The sequence below is a fragment of the Solibacillus merdavium genome, from assembly GCF_014836935.1.
Classification (GTDB): Bacteria; Bacillota; Bacilli; order Bacillales_A; family Planococcaceae; genus Solibacillus; species Solibacillus ferritrahens.
In genome coordinates, this window is the sequence record NZ_JACSPW010000006.1 from 60,696 (window position 1) to 77,806 (window position 17,111).

Annotated in this window: 16 protein-coding genes; 2 read left to right on the forward strand and 14 right to left on the reverse strand. The window is 37.0% G+C overall.

Annotated elements, in window-relative coordinates; translation table 11 throughout:
• Position 1: 1 nt before the first annotated feature.
• From H9632_RS07935 to H9632_RS07970, 8 genes are all read right to left on the reverse strand, one after another.
• Entirely contained in the window at positions 2 to 1,198 is a 1,197-nt protein-coding gene (locus H9632_RS07935; RefSeq protein ID WP_191703584.1) for a class I SAM-dependent rRNA methyltransferase, read from the reverse strand.
• A gap of 111 nt (positions 1,199 to 1,309) precedes the next feature.
• Positions 1,310 to 2,551 (reverse strand): ABC transporter permease, encoded by a 1,242-nt coding sequence (locus H9632_RS07940; RefSeq protein ID WP_318247684.1) that lies wholly within the window; start codon positions 2,549 to 2,551, stop codon positions 1,310 to 1,312.
• Positions 2,535 to 3,437: an ABC transporter ATP-binding protein gene (locus H9632_RS07945; protein ID WP_191703586.1), complete on the reverse strand. Its 903-nt coding sequence runs from the start codon at positions 3,435 to 3,437 to the stop codon at positions 2,535 to 2,537. Before H9632_RS07945 ends, H9632_RS07940 begins: the two co-directional genes overlap by 17 nt.
• A gap of 14 nt (positions 3,438 to 3,451) precedes the next feature.
• On the reverse strand, positions 3,452 to 3,988 hold the full coding sequence (locus H9632_RS07950; RefSeq protein ID WP_191703587.1) for a DUF2812 domain-containing protein: 537 nt from the start codon (positions 3,986 to 3,988) through the stop codon (positions 3,452 to 3,454).
• A gap of 161 nt (positions 3,989 to 4,149) precedes the next feature.
• A complete protein-coding gene (locus H9632_RS07955) occupies positions 4,150 to 4,686 on the reverse strand; it encodes a DUF2812 domain-containing protein (protein WP_191703588.1) in 537 nt (178 codons plus the stop codon).
• Positions 4,686 to 4,997, reverse strand: coding sequence for a PadR family transcriptional regulator (locus H9632_RS07960; protein ID WP_404829011.1), 312 nt, complete (start codon positions 4,995 to 4,997; stop codon positions 4,686 to 4,688). Before H9632_RS07960 ends, H9632_RS07955 begins: the two co-directional genes overlap by 1 nt.
• 978 nt (positions 4,998 to 5,975) lie before the next feature.
• The gene (locus H9632_RS07965; RefSeq protein WP_191703590.1) at positions 5,976 to 6,638 is read right to left on the reverse strand and encodes a DNA-binding response regulator; all 663 of its coding nucleotides are present in this window, start codon (positions 6,636 to 6,638) and stop codon (positions 5,976 to 5,978) included.
• A 190-nt stretch (positions 6,639 to 6,828) separates the two neighbouring features.
• Positions 6,829 to 8,712, reverse strand: a complete 1,884-nt coding sequence (locus tag H9632_RS07970; RefSeq protein ID WP_191703591.1) for an N-acetylmuramoyl-L-alanine amidase — start codon at positions 8,710 to 8,712, stop codon at positions 6,829 to 6,831.
• Between the two features lie 350 nt (positions 8,713 to 9,062).
• Between H9632_RS07970 and H9632_RS07975 the strand changes: the two genes are divergently transcribed.
• Entirely contained in the window at positions 9,063 to 9,650 is a 588-nt protein-coding gene (locus H9632_RS07975; protein ID WP_191703592.1) for a DUF3885 domain-containing protein, read from the forward strand.
• Positions 9,651 to 9,761: 111 nt separating this feature from the next.
• On the opposite strand, the gene H9632_RS07980 is transcribed toward H9632_RS07975, so the two are convergent.
• From H9632_RS07980 to H9632_RS07990, 3 genes are all read right to left on the reverse strand, one after another.
• A complete protein-coding gene (locus tag H9632_RS07980) occupies positions 9,762 to 10,139 on the reverse strand; it encodes an immunoglobulin-like domain-containing protein (protein WP_191703593.1) in 378 nt (125 codons plus the stop codon).
• A 421-nt stretch (positions 10,140 to 10,560) separates the two neighbouring features.
• A complete protein-coding gene (locus H9632_RS07985; RefSeq protein WP_191703594.1) occupies positions 10,561 to 11,463 on the reverse strand; it encodes a stalk domain-containing protein in 903 nt (300 codons plus the stop codon).
• A gap of 55 nt (positions 11,464 to 11,518) precedes the next feature.
• The gene (locus H9632_RS07990; RefSeq protein ID WP_191703595.1) at positions 11,519 to 12,277 is read right to left on the reverse strand and encodes an N-acetylmuramoyl-L-alanine amidase; all 759 of its coding nucleotides are present in this window, start codon (positions 12,275 to 12,277) and stop codon (positions 11,519 to 11,521) included.
• A gap of 185 nt (positions 12,278 to 12,462) precedes the next feature.
• Here H9632_RS07990 and H9632_RS07995 point away from each other — a divergent pair, with 185 nt between their 5' ends.
• Positions 12,463 to 13,380 (forward strand): EamA family transporter, encoded by a 918-nt coding sequence (locus tag H9632_RS07995; protein WP_191703596.1) that lies wholly within the window; start codon positions 12,463 to 12,465, stop codon positions 13,378 to 13,380.
• 416 nt (positions 13,381 to 13,796) lie between these two features.
• On the opposite strand, the gene H9632_RS08000 is transcribed toward H9632_RS07995, so the two are convergent.
• From H9632_RS08000 to H9632_RS08010, 3 genes are all read right to left on the reverse strand, one after another.
• The gene (locus H9632_RS08000) at positions 13,797 to 14,816 is read right to left on the reverse strand and encodes a serine hydrolase domain-containing protein (RefSeq protein WP_191703597.1); all 1,020 of its coding nucleotides are present in this window, start codon (positions 14,814 to 14,816) and stop codon (positions 13,797 to 13,799) included.
• 524 nt (positions 14,817 to 15,340) lie between these two features.
• Positions 15,341 to 15,973 (reverse strand): alpha/beta fold hydrolase, encoded by a 633-nt coding sequence (locus H9632_RS08005; protein ID WP_191703598.1) that lies wholly within the window; start codon positions 15,971 to 15,973, stop codon positions 15,341 to 15,343.
• Between the two features lie 44 nt (positions 15,974 to 16,017).
• Entirely contained in the window at positions 16,018 to 16,983 is a 966-nt protein-coding gene (locus H9632_RS08010) for a quinone oxidoreductase family protein (RefSeq protein WP_191703599.1), read from the reverse strand.
• Positions 16,984 to 17,111 lie beyond the last annotated feature (128 nt).

Sequence of the window (17,111 nt, forward strand, 5' to 3'; positions counted from 1 at the left end):
TTTAGTTGATCACTTGTATGATGACAACTTTTAAATAATTGAATTCCGGGAAGTTGTGTGGCACCGTAAAATCTTCCGGTAATTGATGCTCTTCCAGAATTTTATAGCGAGTACCGGCATCTTTAAACGCTTTGTCGATAAACGTTTTGAACTTTTTCATATTAAAGCTTGCGTTATTTGTTGAGGCAATGATAACCCCATTGTCATTTGTAATAGCTAATGCATCCTTCAACAACTTCGGATAATCCTTAGCCGTGCTGAATGTCATCTTTTTCGTACGGGCAAAGCTTGGTGGATCAAGGACCACAACATCAAACTTCAAGCCTTTACGAGCCGCATAGCTAAAGTAATCAAATACGTTCATTACTTTTATATCTTGTGATTCAAAGTCAATTCCATTCACACTAAATTGCTCGATTGTTTTCGGCAAGCTTCGTTTAGCCAAATCTACGCTCGTTGTGCCAGCCGCGCCACCAAGTGCTGCTGCTACAGAAAACGCACCTGTATAAGAGAATGTATTTAATACCGTTTTCTCTAGAGAATAGCTGTCTCTTAAAGCTTTGCGTACATTACGCTGATCAAGGAAAATACCTGTCATTGCGCCATCATTTAAATCGACCGCAAAATTCATGCCATTTTCCTGCACAATTAACGGGAACTCACCTTTTTCGCCAGTTACATAATCATCTTGATCGATATATTGGCCGTTCGTATTGAAGCGTAGTTTTTCATACACACCGCGCGTATTGACTGCTTGCTTTAATGCTTCATAAATTTCTTCGCGGAATGAATAAATGCCTTCACTATACCAGCTCACCATGTAAAAACCGTTAAAGAAATCTATCGTCAAGCCACCAATACCATCGCCTTCACCATTGAATACACGGAATGCGCTTGTATCCTCTGATGCAAAGAAATCTGCGCGCTTTTCAGCAGCTTCTCGAATTTTTTTCGTGAAAAACTTAACATCAATCTGCTCTTTTTCTTTACGGGAAAGAACCCAGCCAATCCCTTTATTTTGTTCACCGTAATAGCCTGTTGCAATATAGCCGCCATTTTTATCGACTAAATGCAGTAGGCTGCCTTCTTCAATTGATACTTCATTAGTTACAATCGCATCTTTTAAAATGAGTGGATAGCCGTTAGTTAAATCTTTAATTGCTTTTGCATCTACTTGTAGTTCTACTTTTTTTCTCATGTTTTCATCCTTACTACTGTTTTTCGTTCAAAAAAAGAGAGATTTGTGTATACAAATCTCTCCGTACTTCTTTAGTTTACTACGAATGACGGACAATAGCTACTCACACCATTAAGTCGTCACTTTAAATACTGTTTTCATTTTTTCAATAATACCACCCGAAGAATATGTTAAAACACTTCGTTTGTAGAATGATAGGCTCAGGAAATATAACGCTAATACAGTACCCAACAACAAGCCGAAGCTAATAATTGGTTCGATCGCACTTATATCTGTTGCACCTAAACGCATCGGCATAACCATTCCCGAAGTAAATGGAATGTACGAGAATACTTTAATTAGCATCGTATCTGGATTGCCCATACCTGTAAGCATTACATAGAACCCTACAAGAGTCAGCATCATTGCCGGCATCATCACTTGACCTGCTTCCTCTACCTTTGAAACAAGTGAACCGAATAGTGCCCCGATGATTAAATACATAAAGATTGTTAAGAATAAGAATCCCATAACATACAGGAAATAGCCGATTGACATCGAATCAAGCAAGTTCGTTACGATGGACCATTTATTACCCCCGTCCGAGAAGCGGAGCAGTAACAGCAAGCCACCAAATAGGATGATAAACTGTGTAAGTGCTACTAAAAATACACCAACGATTTTCGAACGGAAGTGGATTTCAGGCTTTACACTTACAAGTAACATTTCTAGTGCACGTGACCCTTTTTCTGAAGCCACGTCTGTCGTAATAATTGATAAATAGGTTGCGACAAAAATATAAATAATAATACCGATTGCATATGAAATCCATACACCAGCCATTTTTTCATCAGCGGACTTCCCATCTGCTGCTGCTTCATTAATCGAATTTAATGTAATAATTGGTTCAGATGATAATAAAAGTTGCTGTTGCTCCGGTGATAAATCTAATTGACTCATCGCATAAATTTGACCTGCTTGGCTTAGCATACCTTGAAAGCTTTGCTGATCATTTAACGGTAACGGGTCATAGGATTCAATTTTTGCTGCCAGTTTTCCGTCTGCATCCGTTAATGTAAAGGCCGCATAATAGTCCCCGTCTTTTAATTTCTCGGCGACTTCACCTGCTGTTACATATTCGTATTCGTAATCATCTGTATTTTGCAGTACTTCCGATACATCAAAATTTGTTTCATTTACAACTGCAATCGTGTCAGCATCGCCAGAGAAAATCAAGTCTCTTATTTCAGACCAGTACATAATCCCCGCAAGGACGACTAAATAAAGTAATGTAGTTAATATAAATGATTTAGCTGATACTTTTTGTTTATACAGTTGTTTGACAAGTACCATAAATTTAGACAAGACCAGCACCTACTTTCTCTTTGAAAATCTCATGCAATGATAAATAATCCAAACTGAACTTTTCCATATAGCCTCCATTGGAAAGTAAATCGAAAATAGCAGGTGCATAAGATTCGTCTTCCAAAGTCAGTACTGCCTGTGAGTCACGCTCCATTTTCACATGAACTACACCAGGGAACTTGCTTAACTCTTCAAACGATTTGTCTGTTCGCACTGTTAATTTCGTTTTGCCGTATTGCTTTTTCAAATCGAGCAATGAGCCGGAGAACAATGATTCACCACGTTTTAATAAACATAGATGATCACACAGCTCCTCGACATTATCCATTTGGTGACTTGAAAATAAAATCGTCATTCCTTGATCACGTAAATAAAGAATCGCATCTTTCAGCAACTCCATATTAACTGGGTCCAGCCCACTAAACGGCTCATCCAAAATTAAAAACTTCGGTTTATGGATAAAGCTTGCAATAAGCTGTACCTTTTGTTTATTACCTTTTGAAAGTGTTTCTGCTTTTACATTGCGCTTTTCTTCCAGATCAAAGCGTTGAATCCAGAAATCGATATCCTTTTTAATTACCGCTTTATCCATACCGTGAAGCTCACCGAAGAAGTACAATTGCTCTTCAACTTTCATTTGTGGGAAAATGCCGCGCTCTTCCGGTAAATAGCCTAAAATATCACGATCGACGGATTTAATCGGTTGCCCGTCCCACGTAATTAAGCCTTCCGTCGTATCCTGCAAATCCAAAATCATACGGAATGTCGTCGTTTTTCCAGCTCCATTTTGACCGATTAACCCGAAAATTTCACCTTTTTCAATTGTAAAATTAAGCCGGTCGACTGCCACAAAATCTCTGTATCTCTTTGTAACATCTTTTAGTTGTAACACCATTCTCATTTCCCTCCTTAATTTTCAAACATAGCCATTTCTTTTTTTAAAATACGTTTTCGCTTTATAACATTGATTGTCGGAACGATTAGTAAGAGCACAGCGAGTAAATTCATAACACTGATGAAGAAATTTAAATCATACGTAAGTTCCACCAACGCAAACGCACCATTAGTACAGACCGCCAGGAAATTAATAAATATTAATAGATAATATATCGACAGCATTCGATTGAAATACGTTAACTTGGAAGACGCATCACTATATAATTCAAATGGTCCTTTACTTTTATGCCGGCGAAAATATAGCCAGTTTAAACGTTTCTGAACAAGCTCGATTCCAGCGCTTTCCGTAAAGTCCAAGTATTCTTTCACATCTTTTCCTTTAAGAAAGTGATCAAGTACTTCTAGACGGTACTCGTATTCACCTTCCTCTCCCTGCTCAAAATAATAAAATGAAAATCGTATTTTTTTAAGATGCCAGCCCTTACTTGCCATGTCATTAATCCATTGCTCTTCTTTCGAATCATCAAAGAAAAACTTAAATATACGCATCACATATCCCCTTTGCTTATATCGTTTCATAAAGCACTTTAATGCGGGAAGTTTCCAATTCGCCAAGATGTGATGACATACTCCTTTTTACGTGCTTCCCTCGTTAAAGTTTCAATATTTTGTAAAAATTTTCTCCCGGATCAGGTAAAGTAGCGACCCTATTATTTTTCATACATTGCTATTTCTCTTTTTAAATTTTGTTTACGGTAAACTGTTTTTGCTAGCGGGTATAAAAGTGCAATGAAAACCCCTGTGTTTAGGCCGGCTATAAAGCTATTAAAGCGTAGGCTTTCATCAAGCAGCAAAACTGATCCATTTATGATAGCGGCAATTAAATTTAATACCGCCAAAGTGCTATATATAGTAAAAATGCGATTTATATATGACAGCTTCGAGCTTTGATCGCTATACAGCTCAAAATTCCCTTTACTTTTATGCTGACGGAAATACACCCAGTTAAATCTTTTTTGCACAACCTCTATCCCTGTACTTTGAACAAAGTCTAAATACTCATTTGCCGCTTTACCGTAGCCAAATCCTTCAAGCATTTCTGTACGATACTCATATTCTGCTGGTTCACCCTTGTCAAAGGAATAAAGCGGAAAGTTGAAACTTTTGAAATGCCAACCCTGACTTGCCATGTCATTAATCCACTGCTCTTCTTTTGCATCATCCATAAAAATCTTAAACTTGCGCATCACAAATCCCCTTCCGCTTTTATAATTTTTCTCCCATTGTTATAGAGCTCTTTAATGCGGGTAACTTCAGCTTCAACAATCTGTTTGCCAAGCGATGTAATGACATACTCTTTTTTCCGTCCTTCCCCCGCTAAAGTTTCAATAAATTTCTTTTCCTGTAAATTTTTCAGTGCACCGTACGTTGTTCCCGCGCCTAACTTTACACGCCCATCGCTCCATTCCTCAACGATCTGCATAATACCGTAGCCGTGGCGTGGTTCATATAGTGCCAACAAAATATAATAAACCCCCTCTGTTAAAGGTTGTTGCAACAAAATCCCCCCGTTCTATCGACATCTGATATATCGGCTCTTGATATATAATATATCGGACGCTGATATAGTGTGTCAACAAAATTTTGGAAATAAAGATAAAAACTGATATACCAGCAGAAAGTTACTTGCGGAAACATCCAGTGGGGACATGTATCGTTGAGGGAAGCACCAGCTGCCCCTTTATTTCCCGATAAATCCATTTTTTTCATATACGTTTTCCAGGTTCAATACTTGGTTCATTTGACAGCGTGATCGTTAGAATCGGTAGCGAACAATAGCATCGCATCACGCAAAATAAGCGGAGATTTTACCGCTATTTGATGACTTGGGCTCTTTTATGCGGAAAATAAGGGAAGGTTTTTCCGTTATTTCAGTTTTAAGCGTTCATTATTGCGTATTTTGAATGAATAAGGGAAATTTCTTCCGTTATTTGGGCACATTTTTCAGTTTTTTTCTGAATAAGCGGAATTTCTCCCCTTATTTTTTAGATTGGGTGCTTAATGTGATTTCCCAATCGTTAAGAATGAACTGTTTTAAAAAATAAGCGGAGATTTTACCGCTATTTGCTGACTTGGACCGTTTTATGCGGAAAATAAGGGAAGGTTTTTCCGTTATTTTAGTTTTAAGCGTTCATTTTTGCGTTTTTTGAATGAATAAGGGAAATTTCTTCCGTTATTTGGGCACATTTTTAAGTTTTTTACTGAATAAGCGGAATTTCTCCCCTTATTTTTTAGATTGGGTGCTTAATGTGATTTCCCAACCTTTAAGAATGAACTGTTTAAAAAATATGCGGAGTTTCTACCGCTATTTGCTGACTTGAACCGTTTTATGCGGTAAATAAGGGAAGGTTTTTCCGTTATTTTAGTTTTAAGCGTTCATTTTTGCGATTTTTGAATGAATAAGGGAAATTTCTTCCGTTATTTGGACACATTTTTAAGTTTTTTACTGAATAAGCGGAATTTCTCCCTTTATTTTTTAGATTGGGTGCTTAATGTGATTTCCCAATCGGTATGAACGGACTCTCTTCGTGCCAGATGCGGGGATAAGCATTTTCTTCGCGACTAGTTGAGATAAAACTTTTCTTGCGGTTTTGTCACTTAGCTTCAAACATGCGAAGACTTCTTTCGGGAAAATGGCTTCCCCTTTTCGAACTGCCAGCCGAAGAACTTCCTTTTCGTAATAGGTCAATTCTGTCCGGTCCAGTTCATCACCCAGCCATTGTCCAATTACTTGCTGCACAATCTGTTGACATCGCCGAGGCTTCTCTTTCACTTGGTCATAAGAAAAACGAATTACCTTCCATCCGTCAATTACTAATTGATTTTGGCGTTCGAGATTGTCTGCAAATTGCCATCTACTTATATTCTTTAAGTGGGGACCATACCCGTCAATTTCAAAGCATATCCGGATACCGGGACGGATATAGGCAAAATCTAAATACCTTTTGCCGTCTTTAAAATCATCCACTTCATATTCAGGATGAAGGTAATTAAAATGGTAATAAATCGGCCACCACACTTGTTTTAAAAACAGCATTTCCGCCTGATTGTGACCTTCTTTTAATCGGCGCAGCCTTTCTCCCGTTCTCGACTGTATGTGTGTATTCAAAAAAACTTGATATTCTTCTTCAAAACTCATAGAAATTTCCCTCCAGTATAAATTTTAATGTAGATAAAAAGTAAAGGATGAATGTGGAAGCTGTTTGAGGCTCGTTCCAGGGGTAATACGGAGATAACTATTTTCAGTTTAATAATCCCCATAAATTTGTCAATCTTTATAACCAAAAAAACCGATTCCCTGTTAAGGAAACCGGTTTTTCACTATACTGCTATTTTTTATAGTAATCGACAATCCCGTTATAAATGGATTGTGCATAGATTTCTACATACTTATCATCTACTAATTTTTTGCGGTCTTCAGCATTTGAAATGAATCCAAGCTCAACTAATACAGAAGGGATAATCATATTGCGCGTTACATAGTATTGCGCTTCTTTAACGCCGCGATTTTTCATATTCGCATTGTTTACAATTTCTGTATTAATATATGTGGCAAGCTTTTTATCTTCTTCATACTGGTCACCCGTTGTAATGCTATAGTACGTTTCTGTTCCTTTTGCACTTGAAGATGTTGCAGCATTTACATGAAGGCTTACATAAATTTCACCAAACTTGTCCTGCGTATATTTCACACGCTCTTGTAATGATGGATACGTATCGCCTGTACGTGTCATGTGTACTTTCGCACCGTCTGCTTCAAGCTTCTGTTTTACAAGATTAGAAACTTTTAATACAATCGCTTTTTCCGTATGACCTGAGTTAACGGCACCTGGATCCTTACCGCCGTGACCTGGATCCAGAATGATAATACGGTCTTTTACAGCACTGCCTTTTTCATTCATCAATTTGATATATGATTTATGAACATAGCCTGTATCTTTACCTGCTGTTACCTTTGCCCAATAACCGTTAATCGAATGAACCGCAATAACTGAGCCTTTTGATAATTTTTTTATTGTCTTGGATGAGCCTGATGCTGTTTGACGCATATTTAAGCCCACAACTGTCACTTTACCAATTGTATTTGTTGTCGCGATTGGATGATCATCTACATCCGTTTTTGGAGGTTCTACAACAGATCCCCCTACAACCGTCGTACTTTCTTTTACAATATAGCCAGGTACTCCGTCGACAGTCGTTAAATAATAGCCGCCGATTTCTTTATAAACAGACAATGCTGTTCCAGCTGAAATTTGCGTAATTTTTTTTGAAGAAGAAGTTGGTTTGTAATACAGGTTCAATGTTGCATTTGCTGTGACAGCCTTAATTGATGGACCTATTGAATTACCATCTTGTTCAAGGAATTTGGCATATGATTTACTAATATAGCCGTAATAGCCTTGATAAGATACTTTCAACCAGTTTCCTTCTACTGCATAAACAGATAATTTACCGCCCGTATTAACTCTTCCAATAACTGTACTTGACGTATTCGGACCTGTACGGACATTTAAGCCATCAGTCGTTACAGATACTAGACCGATTACTTGTGTTACATCGACTGCATCCAGTTGTTCCGGTAATGCAAGACGGTATTTATCACTTTTTGCCCGCGCGACAAATGACGCAAACTGTGCTCGAGTAACTGAGCTTTTTGGCATATATTTGCCATCATTTCCTTTTGTAATCCCGTTATAATAAATTGCTTTTATATACGAAGCATATGTATTCGATGTCGTTACATCTGGGAAAACAATCGCTAAGTCCTTGTAGTCATTGACATTTAAATTGAAAGCCACTGCTAATACATGGCTCATTTCTTCACGTGACAGGGGTGCATTAGGAGAAAATTTTCCAGACTTTGCAGAAAACAATCCAAGCTGTTTAGCTCGTTCAATATAAGTGGATTGCTCTGTACCGACCTTAACATCCGAGTAAGAAGATTTACTTACTTTCAGTGGACTCTTACCTGCAGCAATCACTGCCATTTTCGCAGCTTGTGCACGAGTCACACTCATGTTTGGTTTGTAGTATGTTTTGCCCTTTTCCTGATATCCTTTAATTGCGCCTAAGCTAATTAAGTATTGGATCTCTTCGTAAGTGGCATCGGTTGTCGCAACATCTGCAAATACTACTTTAGCTGATGTCGGTGTAACAGCTAGTGTACAAACGAGGAAGATTGCAACAACCAATGTAATCAATTTTTGATTCATTGTTTCCCTATCCTTTCATAAGCTGTCTCCATCATTGTATAGTAGAAATAAGGAAATAAATAGAGGTAAAACCATATTTAATATCAAAATCTTGTTACAGTATAGTTACAAAATGATTACATCCTATAAAATTTATGTTTATAAAGGAAAATAAACGGGTAAAAAGTACATTTCGCATCCTCTAAAATTAGGTATTTCCGCCGTTTTTTAGCTATTTTAGAAAGTCAATCCTAGGATTCCAATTTTCCTACGATTGTTTCTGCAATCTAAAAATAAACCCAAAAATATCATTGTGATAGTATAGACGAAAAAGAATTTTTTCATCATTGTTACTAGAAAGGAAGATTCGATTGGAGAATTCGTTATTTTTAGAGCGTTATTTTTCAAATTTGAAGCTAATGCCCGGGTTATTATATTCATGGGAACCTGCAATTCGCTTTGAGCTGGGAGATCCAAATGAACACGATAACAAGAAATACATAGCAGGAAGTAATGAACGTGCCGCAACGTTATATAACAATTTGCATAGACCCGATGACGAATGCATCATAGTCATGGATGTATTAGAAGTAGATTTGAAACGAAAAAATTTAACCCCTTTTTTAAATAGAAGCCAACACTTTCGTATCGATATGACTACATATGAAATGGAAGAGATTTTAATTTACCGCTTTGAAATAGCATGCAAAGCTGATGAGATTGCAGTTTTAAAATTATTGCGGGCGGTTGTTAATTCAGATTTAGGCGTGAAACCGAATATCCCTCACCGTGTATACATACTGAATAAACGCACCCAGACCATTTTCCATGTATATGATGACCGGGGTTGTGATGTTTTAGGTAGTAATGTTGAAACGCTCAGACCATTGTATGAGCAGTACAATGATTGGATTTTGGATTATGATAGAGAAGCCATCACTCGTATGTTTAAAGGATAGATAGAAGCTGAAAGTATGGGCACATCCACCTTTCAGCTTTTCCTTATTGAACGATAAACTCAGCTGCCAAATGATAGATTTCATCCGTCTCTTTGGAATTACGAAAATCCTTTAAAATACGATATTCACGTTATCTAGAACACCGTAATATCCTTCCCAATCCACTACCCATTCTACTGATTGTAACGGTGCTACATTGTGTCCTAAATCAATAAAACTGTAAGCGTCCTCAAGTATTGGAACCTCATACCAATTGTCCCCGATTTTCTTTTCAACTGAAAAATATTGCCCATACAGAAATCGCTCACTTGAACGATTCTCAATTATTACTGTTAATCCAGTAGGTGTAACAGTTCCGGATATTGTACTCATCGTTACACCATCCAGACTATTAACAGTCACAAAAGGTGTAGGCTCACTATTCGGTTTTTGTGAGCAAGCTGTTAGTAGACAAATCACTATAGTTAATCCTATAACTATTTTTTTCACATACCTCGCCCACCTTTATATAGAAAGAACTTTTTATTGAATTTGACCATTTATCAGAATATTATTAACAGTAAGGAGGCTGTTCAATGAAAACCTTTGCTACTTGCTCACTGCTATTAGGAATCATTTTTACGTTTATAGGCGTATTACCGTTCATTTTTTCCTATCCCTTCAACAATGGTCCTCATTCAGGTCCATCAAATGTTTGGGAATTAATTCTTATGATTTCACACGACGGCAAGGGATGGTATTTGATAATTGGAGTTACCCTATTTTTATTTCCAAACTTCTTGGTATTTAAAAGAAAGAACCTAAACTAAAATCACCAAATTCCTCTTTTAGTAGAGGATTTTTTTATGTACTTTTCTAAGAAAAAGGCTGAAATCCACCTTATTAGTGAATTTCAGCCTGAATCATTATTCTATTGAAGTAAATCCTGTGCAAAGCTAAGTTCTACATAGGTTTTATTTTCTTCCAGTAATACTGGTGCTACTTCAAAATAATGCAGCGCACGATTGTGGCCATATGCTTTTTCACCGCGCGTTACTGTGTAAGATAATGCGCCTTTTGAAAGAATTGCCCCTTTTCCTGTAGAAGTAACTTTAAAGCCAAGTTCTTCTGCCACAAGACGTAAAGGTACCATGATTTTTCCATCGACTTCCTTATAATCCCCTCCAATAATAGCCTGGATTTCCGGTGCGATTTCAGGTGTTTCTACTTCCTCAGCATCATCAAGCTTTGGAAATACGACAATTTTTTCAGGTGAAGTTTGTGCAGGAATACTTCTCGTTGTCGGTCCGTAAAAGACAGCGGCACTATATTTTTTTAAATCTTTCGCATCTACTTTTTCACCTTTTGTATTTACGATGACAGATTTTTCGTTTAAGTTCAGCTTTAAATCGCCATCATCACTTAACCCATTGTCATCAAATTGCGCAACCTTTACTGAGCCAGCTGCATCTTCTTTTTCCACAATCACCACTGCCGGTGAGTATTGAGGAGGATAAATTAAAATCATTGGCTGGTCGGCATAGATATAAATTGAAGTTGTATCCCCGACCTTTAACTCCGCCTCATTACCTTGTTGATCAAAAACGAGTGTTTTGTCAGTAACATGGAAATAGAACATATTTCCATCTACTTCAACTGTATAAAGCTTTGATGTTTCTAGTTGTTTAACTTCCGTAATTTCTCCTGAAAACTTAGCAAATGCCGCTTCCTTCACGACCTGCTCAGCCCCTTCTTTGTTCAGTGGCTGCTCTGCTCCGGCAGTCATCGTTCCTAATAAAAATGCAGATAATGCTAACGGTACTATTTTTTTCATACTATTCCACCCTTTCGGTAAGTTCATTACATTAGTCGATTCATTTCCATAAAGGTTACAAAGAAATTTTATTTTTTTGAAATTGCAGTGCGGTGAGGGCTAAATATTCGTATATTGTTAATTTACCCTGTTCAAAATTATCCAACCATATCCTTTGATAAACACCTGTCTGAATACCATGTTCCAGCTGTTGGCGAACCGCTTGTTTATCTTTAAATAAAACTTCCACCGCTTGCTGCAATGCAGGACTGGAAATTATCGTCATTTGCTTTTGTACCGGTGCAGTTACTGACACGAAGCTTTTTAAAGTTTCGGCAATGGCTTCAATAATCTGTTCTTTATTTGCTTGGTATAATCGTACATCCTCCTCGGAGCTGACAAAGCATATTTCAATAAGGATAGCTTTTTTTACTGTTCCTTTTAAAAAGGCTAGATCTGTACGTAACTTGGCTCCCCTATTTTTAAACTTCCCCGCTTTGGCAATTTGTCCACTTAATTTTTGTGCAAACGGCAAAATTGCCTGGTTTATATACAATACTTCCGTGCCGATTCCTGCTTTTTGTTTATTTTTAGTTGCATTAAAATGAATACTCACATCCAAATGCCGTTGTGTGGCGTTATGCTTTCGGATTAAATACGTTAAATTTTGCTGTTGGTTTTTCGATTGGTTATCAAGGATTGTATGGACCAAAATGCCTTTTTCATTCAATTTCCTCTCGAGCTGCTTTACAACTTCGAACGTTTCCTCCCCTTCATCAAGAAAACCCACTGCCCCCGTACCTTTTCCATAATGACCTGCACTAATTGTTAACATGATATTTCACCTCTTTTTTCATATATATGTCCTAATAATTTGAGAAAAGGGACAGCGATTTCATTAATTATATTAAAATAGTTATATACATATGATGTTGTTACACGGCTATGTTAAAACGATCATAGAGTTTTGTATAAAAGTTCGTTACAATGAAGTAATTATATATACTGTGAGGGTTAGGCATGAAAAACAAAAGAATGATTGGGTTTTTATTAGTTGTAAGTGGCTGTTTTTTCTGGGGTATTGGCGGAACGATGTCACAACTACTGTTTTCTCAAGGAATTGAAGTGAGCTGGCTTGTATCAACACGACTAGTTATTGCAGGTATATTACTTTTAATTACCCAGGCAATATTTAAAGATCGCCGTCAAATACTTGATATTTGGCGTCAAAAATACACAGCATTCCGATTAATTATATTTGCAATTGTTGGTATGCTCGCTGTGCAATACACTTATATGGCATCGATTAAAGAAGGAAATGCAGCGGTCGCCACATTACTGCAGTATTTGGCACCTGTCATGATTATTGTATGGGTTACACTTCGCGGTCATTCAGTATTCACAAGAAAAGATGCGGTAACCATTGTGCTGGCCCTGAGCGGGAGCTTCCTTTTACTAACAAACGGCTCGCTATCAGCATTTGCCGTACCTCTTCCAGCTATTATCTGGGGATTGCTGTCAGGTTTGTCGCTTGCTTTTTATACACTTTATGCTATCCCTCTGCTGCAGCGGTTTGATTCACTTGTTGTGGTTGGTTGGGGTATGCTGCTTGCCGGAGTTACGATGAGTTTTGTGCAGCCACCTTGGGATGTTGATATTTCGAATTGGACTGGATCGACAGTCTTTTATTTAATTATCGTCATTATTTTCGGCACAATGCTCGCATTCTGGTTTTATATCGAAAGCCTGCAAACCCTTACTGCTAAAGAAACAAGCTTGCTTGGCAATATTGAACCATTGACTGCCGTGTTGGCAACTGTATTATGGCTAAAGGAACCGTTTGGCAGCTTCCAATGGTTTGGTACTTCGCTCATTTTGGCTATGATGATTTATATTGCGTTAAGAGCGGATCAGACACGGGATACCATCTCGGAATGAAGTCGCTAGAGAAATTTTATTAGAACAATATGATCCGATATTAGAAACTTTGGACTGGATATTAGAAGATTTACGGGTGATATTTGAAGATTTCAGCAGTTTATTAGCAAATGCGACCTATATATTAGAAAACCGCGAATTTATTAGAACTTTTAAACATATATTAGAAGGTTGAACTAAGTTATTAGCATTTTTTCTTTACCGAGATTATTTTAGAACTTTTATCATTATATTAGAAACTTTAACCACGATATCAGAAAATTTCCGGGTGATATTTGATCATTTCGATACCTTATTAGCACATGAAAACGATATATTAGAAAATCTTAACTTTTCATTATTCATTAGAAGATTCAACCCAGATATTAGAAAGATAAAAACCAACTAGACAAAATAAAGCTAGTTGGTTTTTTCTTTTATAAATTTTCAATTGCCTTAAAGACGTCAAAAGCCCCTTCACTTTTGTTCGAACAAACTACTGTCATTTCATTGCTTTCCGGATAATAGGCAGAATGGAAGCTTACCCCCGGATCATAGCCCATTACGTGGTATTTTGTAATGATTGAGTCGTGTATGTCAATCCAAACGCCATAGCCGTAAAATCTGTCATAATCTTCATCTGTGTGGATATATGGTTTAAGCAACTGCTTTGTAACCTGCTCGCTCAATAACTCAAAGTCAAAAAGCGATTTCCAAAAATGGGCCATATCTTTAACTGTTATAAATGCCCCACCGTCTGCCCCGCCTTTAGCAGGCACGGAATAGATATTTGATCTCGATGATCCATCTTCATTGTCAATATAACCTAGTGCAGTATTTTCCGGTAAGGCATCCATTGCAAAATATCCTGATTGTCCCATACCGGCCTTGTTAAAAATTGATTCTACTATATACTCCTCAAAACGCATACTGCTAATTTTCTCAACGACCAGCCCAAGCAGTATATAGCCGGCGTTATTATAATGGAATCGCTCGCCGACACCTAGCTTCATTGGTTCGTGCTGAAATAACGGTAAAAAATCATGCCCGTTACGCATTAAATACATCGGGTAATTCACCCATAATTGTTCAAAATCATCCATCACTTCTTCGTCAAAATAATCCGGTATACCTGCTGTATGTGTGAGTAAATGATGAATCGTAATGTCTGGGTCAAAATGAGGAAATGCAGTATCCAGTACATCCGATAACTTCGATTCAAAAGACAGCTGACCTTTTTCAACAAGCTGACAAATAGCAACGGCTGTAAAGATTTTGCAGCCAGAAGCAATCCCAAAGCGCGTATACTCCTTATTCAATACTGCGTATGATCGATTGGCATAGCCATTACTGAACTGCTGTATTACTTCATCATTTCTTTTTACTAAAACTGTACCCGAAAAATCAATTTCTTCTATAACTGCTTGCACTTTTTCATTAACCTTATTCATTTTCATCTTATTCCCCTTCATATTGAATGATGTAAGATAAAAACTGGTTTACATAGATTTTCTGAATGATATTTTCAGAATAACAAAACTTGGCAAATTAATTTTAACATATTAAACTGAAAATTTAGAAACTATATTTTTATAAATTTTAAATTTGGGAACTTATATGTTTCATCGCCGAAATTTTTATTATAAAAAACGGCAAGTAAAACGAAAAATTAAATCAATGCTAATTGCAGCACAAAAAAGTCGTAATCATCATAAATATTTACATTAATAATTGACTAACTGCTTCACCTTTACTTCAAGGCCAAAACGACGTCATATTACTTTATTATCTTTCAATTTTCAGTTCTCATTCGTTTTTATGTTTTCTATCGATCATTCAATTTCGTTTTTATTTCTTCTAACAATTTATTTTGCTCAACTTGCTTCTCTACAATTTTATCTGTTGATTTTTGTATTGTTGTTGTTATTGACCATAAAAATATCCATAAAGCCACAATAATTGCAAACGTTTCTATAATGAATCACCCCTTTACTGTTTCTTTCAAAAATATCGTAAGTAAGGACGCCAATTTTTCGGGAGCATCCGTATTTACTTCATGACCAGCACCTTTAACTATGCTTATATCTGCATTCGGTAGTTGTGCCGCCAACTGCTCCGCTGCCCTTTTATTCGCTTTATCCTTTTCCCCACATACAACTAACGTATTGCATCCAATCCTCTTCAAACCTTGACTGAAATCCAAGTCTGTCATAGATTCAGTCAATCGAATGAAATCGCTCTTGCTGGAGCCAAGTTTCTGAAAAGACGATTTTGGTATAAACCGAAAAACAATATTTTGTACTTTCAATAATAATTTCGGCATTTTATATTGTGGGGCTATTAAAACAAGAGATTGCACTTTTTCCGGATGATCTATCGTATAATTCAATGCCAAAATTGCTCCAAGCGAAAGGCCAACAAGATTGACGGGTTCTAGTAATTTCTCAATATATTCCGAGAAAGCAGCGTATAGATTTTTATAAGTTAATTCTTGACCCTTCACAAGATCAAACAAATCCGGATGATACATTTGATTTGATTCCCCCATGAATGTAATCGTTTCCTCCCAGCTTGAGGAATTTTGCCCTAAACCATGAACGAAGATGGATGTCATTGAATGGTCCCCCCTTTACCGTTTGTGAGGTATTAATCGTTCCTTCAAACTTTCAGCAATACTTTTCCTTCATAATTCCGGCTTTCAATTAATTGATGTGCTGCTGCAGCATCTTCTAAATTAAAAACTTGTGCGATTGGAAGTGAAAGCTGTTTCGTATTAAAAAGTTCAATTACTTTTTCTGCAACAGGTGCCAGTCGTAATGGATCATGCACTCTTGTAGTGCCTAAGCTAAACCCTTTAATGTTTCTGCAACTGCTGTGGACATCACTTGTTTTCAATTGGCCAATTTTTCCACTGCTGTTTCCAAATTGTACAAGGGTGCCATATAATGCTAAGCAATCTAAACTCTTGCTTGTTATATCACCTGCAACCGAATCGAATATAATGTTTGCCCCTTGATTATTTGTTACGTTCAAAACTTCCTCTGTAAATGTTTCATATGTACAAACCATGTTAGCCCCAAGTTTTTTTACATAACTTGCTTTGCCGATGTTACCAACCGTTCCAATGATGCGTTCAACACCTGCTATTTTTGCTAACTGTATAAGCATCGAACCTACGCCACCCGCAGCACTATGTATTACAATTGTATCAGTCATTTTTACTTGTCCAATTTCATGTAAAAGCATATACGATAAGATGGAAACAGTCGGCATGGCAGCAGCTTGTTCAAATGAAAGCGTGTCAGGAATTTTAAACACTAATTTTTCATTAGCACGAACATATTCTGCATAGGCTCCCCCTATAGGAAAAGCAATGACTCGGTCCCCAATTGAAAATTTTGAATCGGGAGCAGTTTCTACAATGGTCCCGGCAGTATCTAAGCCTAATGTTAAAGGAAACTTCCCCTGACCTTTATTGCCGATTCGCTGTTTTATATCTGCATAATTGACACTTGTATAGGAAACTTTAATTACACATTCTCCATCTCCTATTTTCGGTTGTTTAATCTCCGTGTAAGTAAGAACATTTGCATCCCCAAATTCATTTTGAATAATCGCTTTCATCGATAGACCCCCTTACATAATAACCATATTTTAGCATAATAGGTCGAACCGTATTGGAATTCATTTGGAGCACAGCAAAAAACACCATTTTTCTCTTAAGGAAAAATAGTGTTTGTTTTTTAATTTAA

Coding starts and splice junctions, on each gene's coding strand:
- H9632_RS07985 (WP_191703594.1), bottom strand. CDS start 11,463: ATGAAAAAAATAGTACCGTTAGCATTATCTGCATTTTTATTAGGAACG.
- H9632_RS07965 (WP_191703590.1), bottom strand. CDS start 6,638: ATGAGTTTTGAAGAAGAATATCAAGTTTTTTTGAATACACACATACAG.
- H9632_RS07950 (WP_191703587.1), bottom strand. CDS start 3,988: ATGCGTATATTTAAGTTTTTCTTTGATGATTCGAAAGAAGAGCAATGG.
- H9632_RS07995 (WP_191703596.1), top strand. CDS start 12,463: ATGAAAAACAAAAGAATGATTGGGTTTTTATTAGTTGTAAGTGGCTGT.
- H9632_RS08005 (WP_191703598.1), bottom strand. CDS start 15,973: ATGACATCCATCTTCGTTCATGGTTTAGGGCAAAATTCCTCAAGCTGG.
- H9632_RS07945 (WP_191703586.1), bottom strand. CDS start 3,437: ATGGTGTTACAACTAAAAGATGTTACAAAGAGATACAGAGATTTTGTG.
- H9632_RS08000 (WP_191703597.1), bottom strand. CDS start 14,816: ATGAAAATGAATAAGGTTAATGAAAAAGTGCAAGCAGTTATAGAAGAA.
- H9632_RS07970 (WP_191703591.1), bottom strand. CDS start 8,712: ATGAATCAAAAATTGATTACATTGGTTGTTGCAATCTTCCTCGTTTGT.
- H9632_RS07990 (WP_191703595.1), bottom strand. CDS start 12,277: ATGTTAACAATTAGTGCAGGTCATTATGGAAAAGGTACGGGGGCAGTG.
- H9632_RS08010 (WP_191703599.1), bottom strand. CDS start 16,983: ATGAAAGCGATTATTCAAAATGAATTTGGGGATGCAAATGTTCTTACT.
- H9632_RS07935 (WP_191703584.1), bottom strand. CDS start 1,198: ATGAGAAAAAAAGTAGAACTACAAGTAGATGCAAAAGCAATTAAAGAT.
- H9632_RS07955 (WP_191703588.1), bottom strand. CDS start 4,686: ATGCGCAAGTTTAAGATTTTTATGGATGATGCAAAAGAAGAGCAGTGG.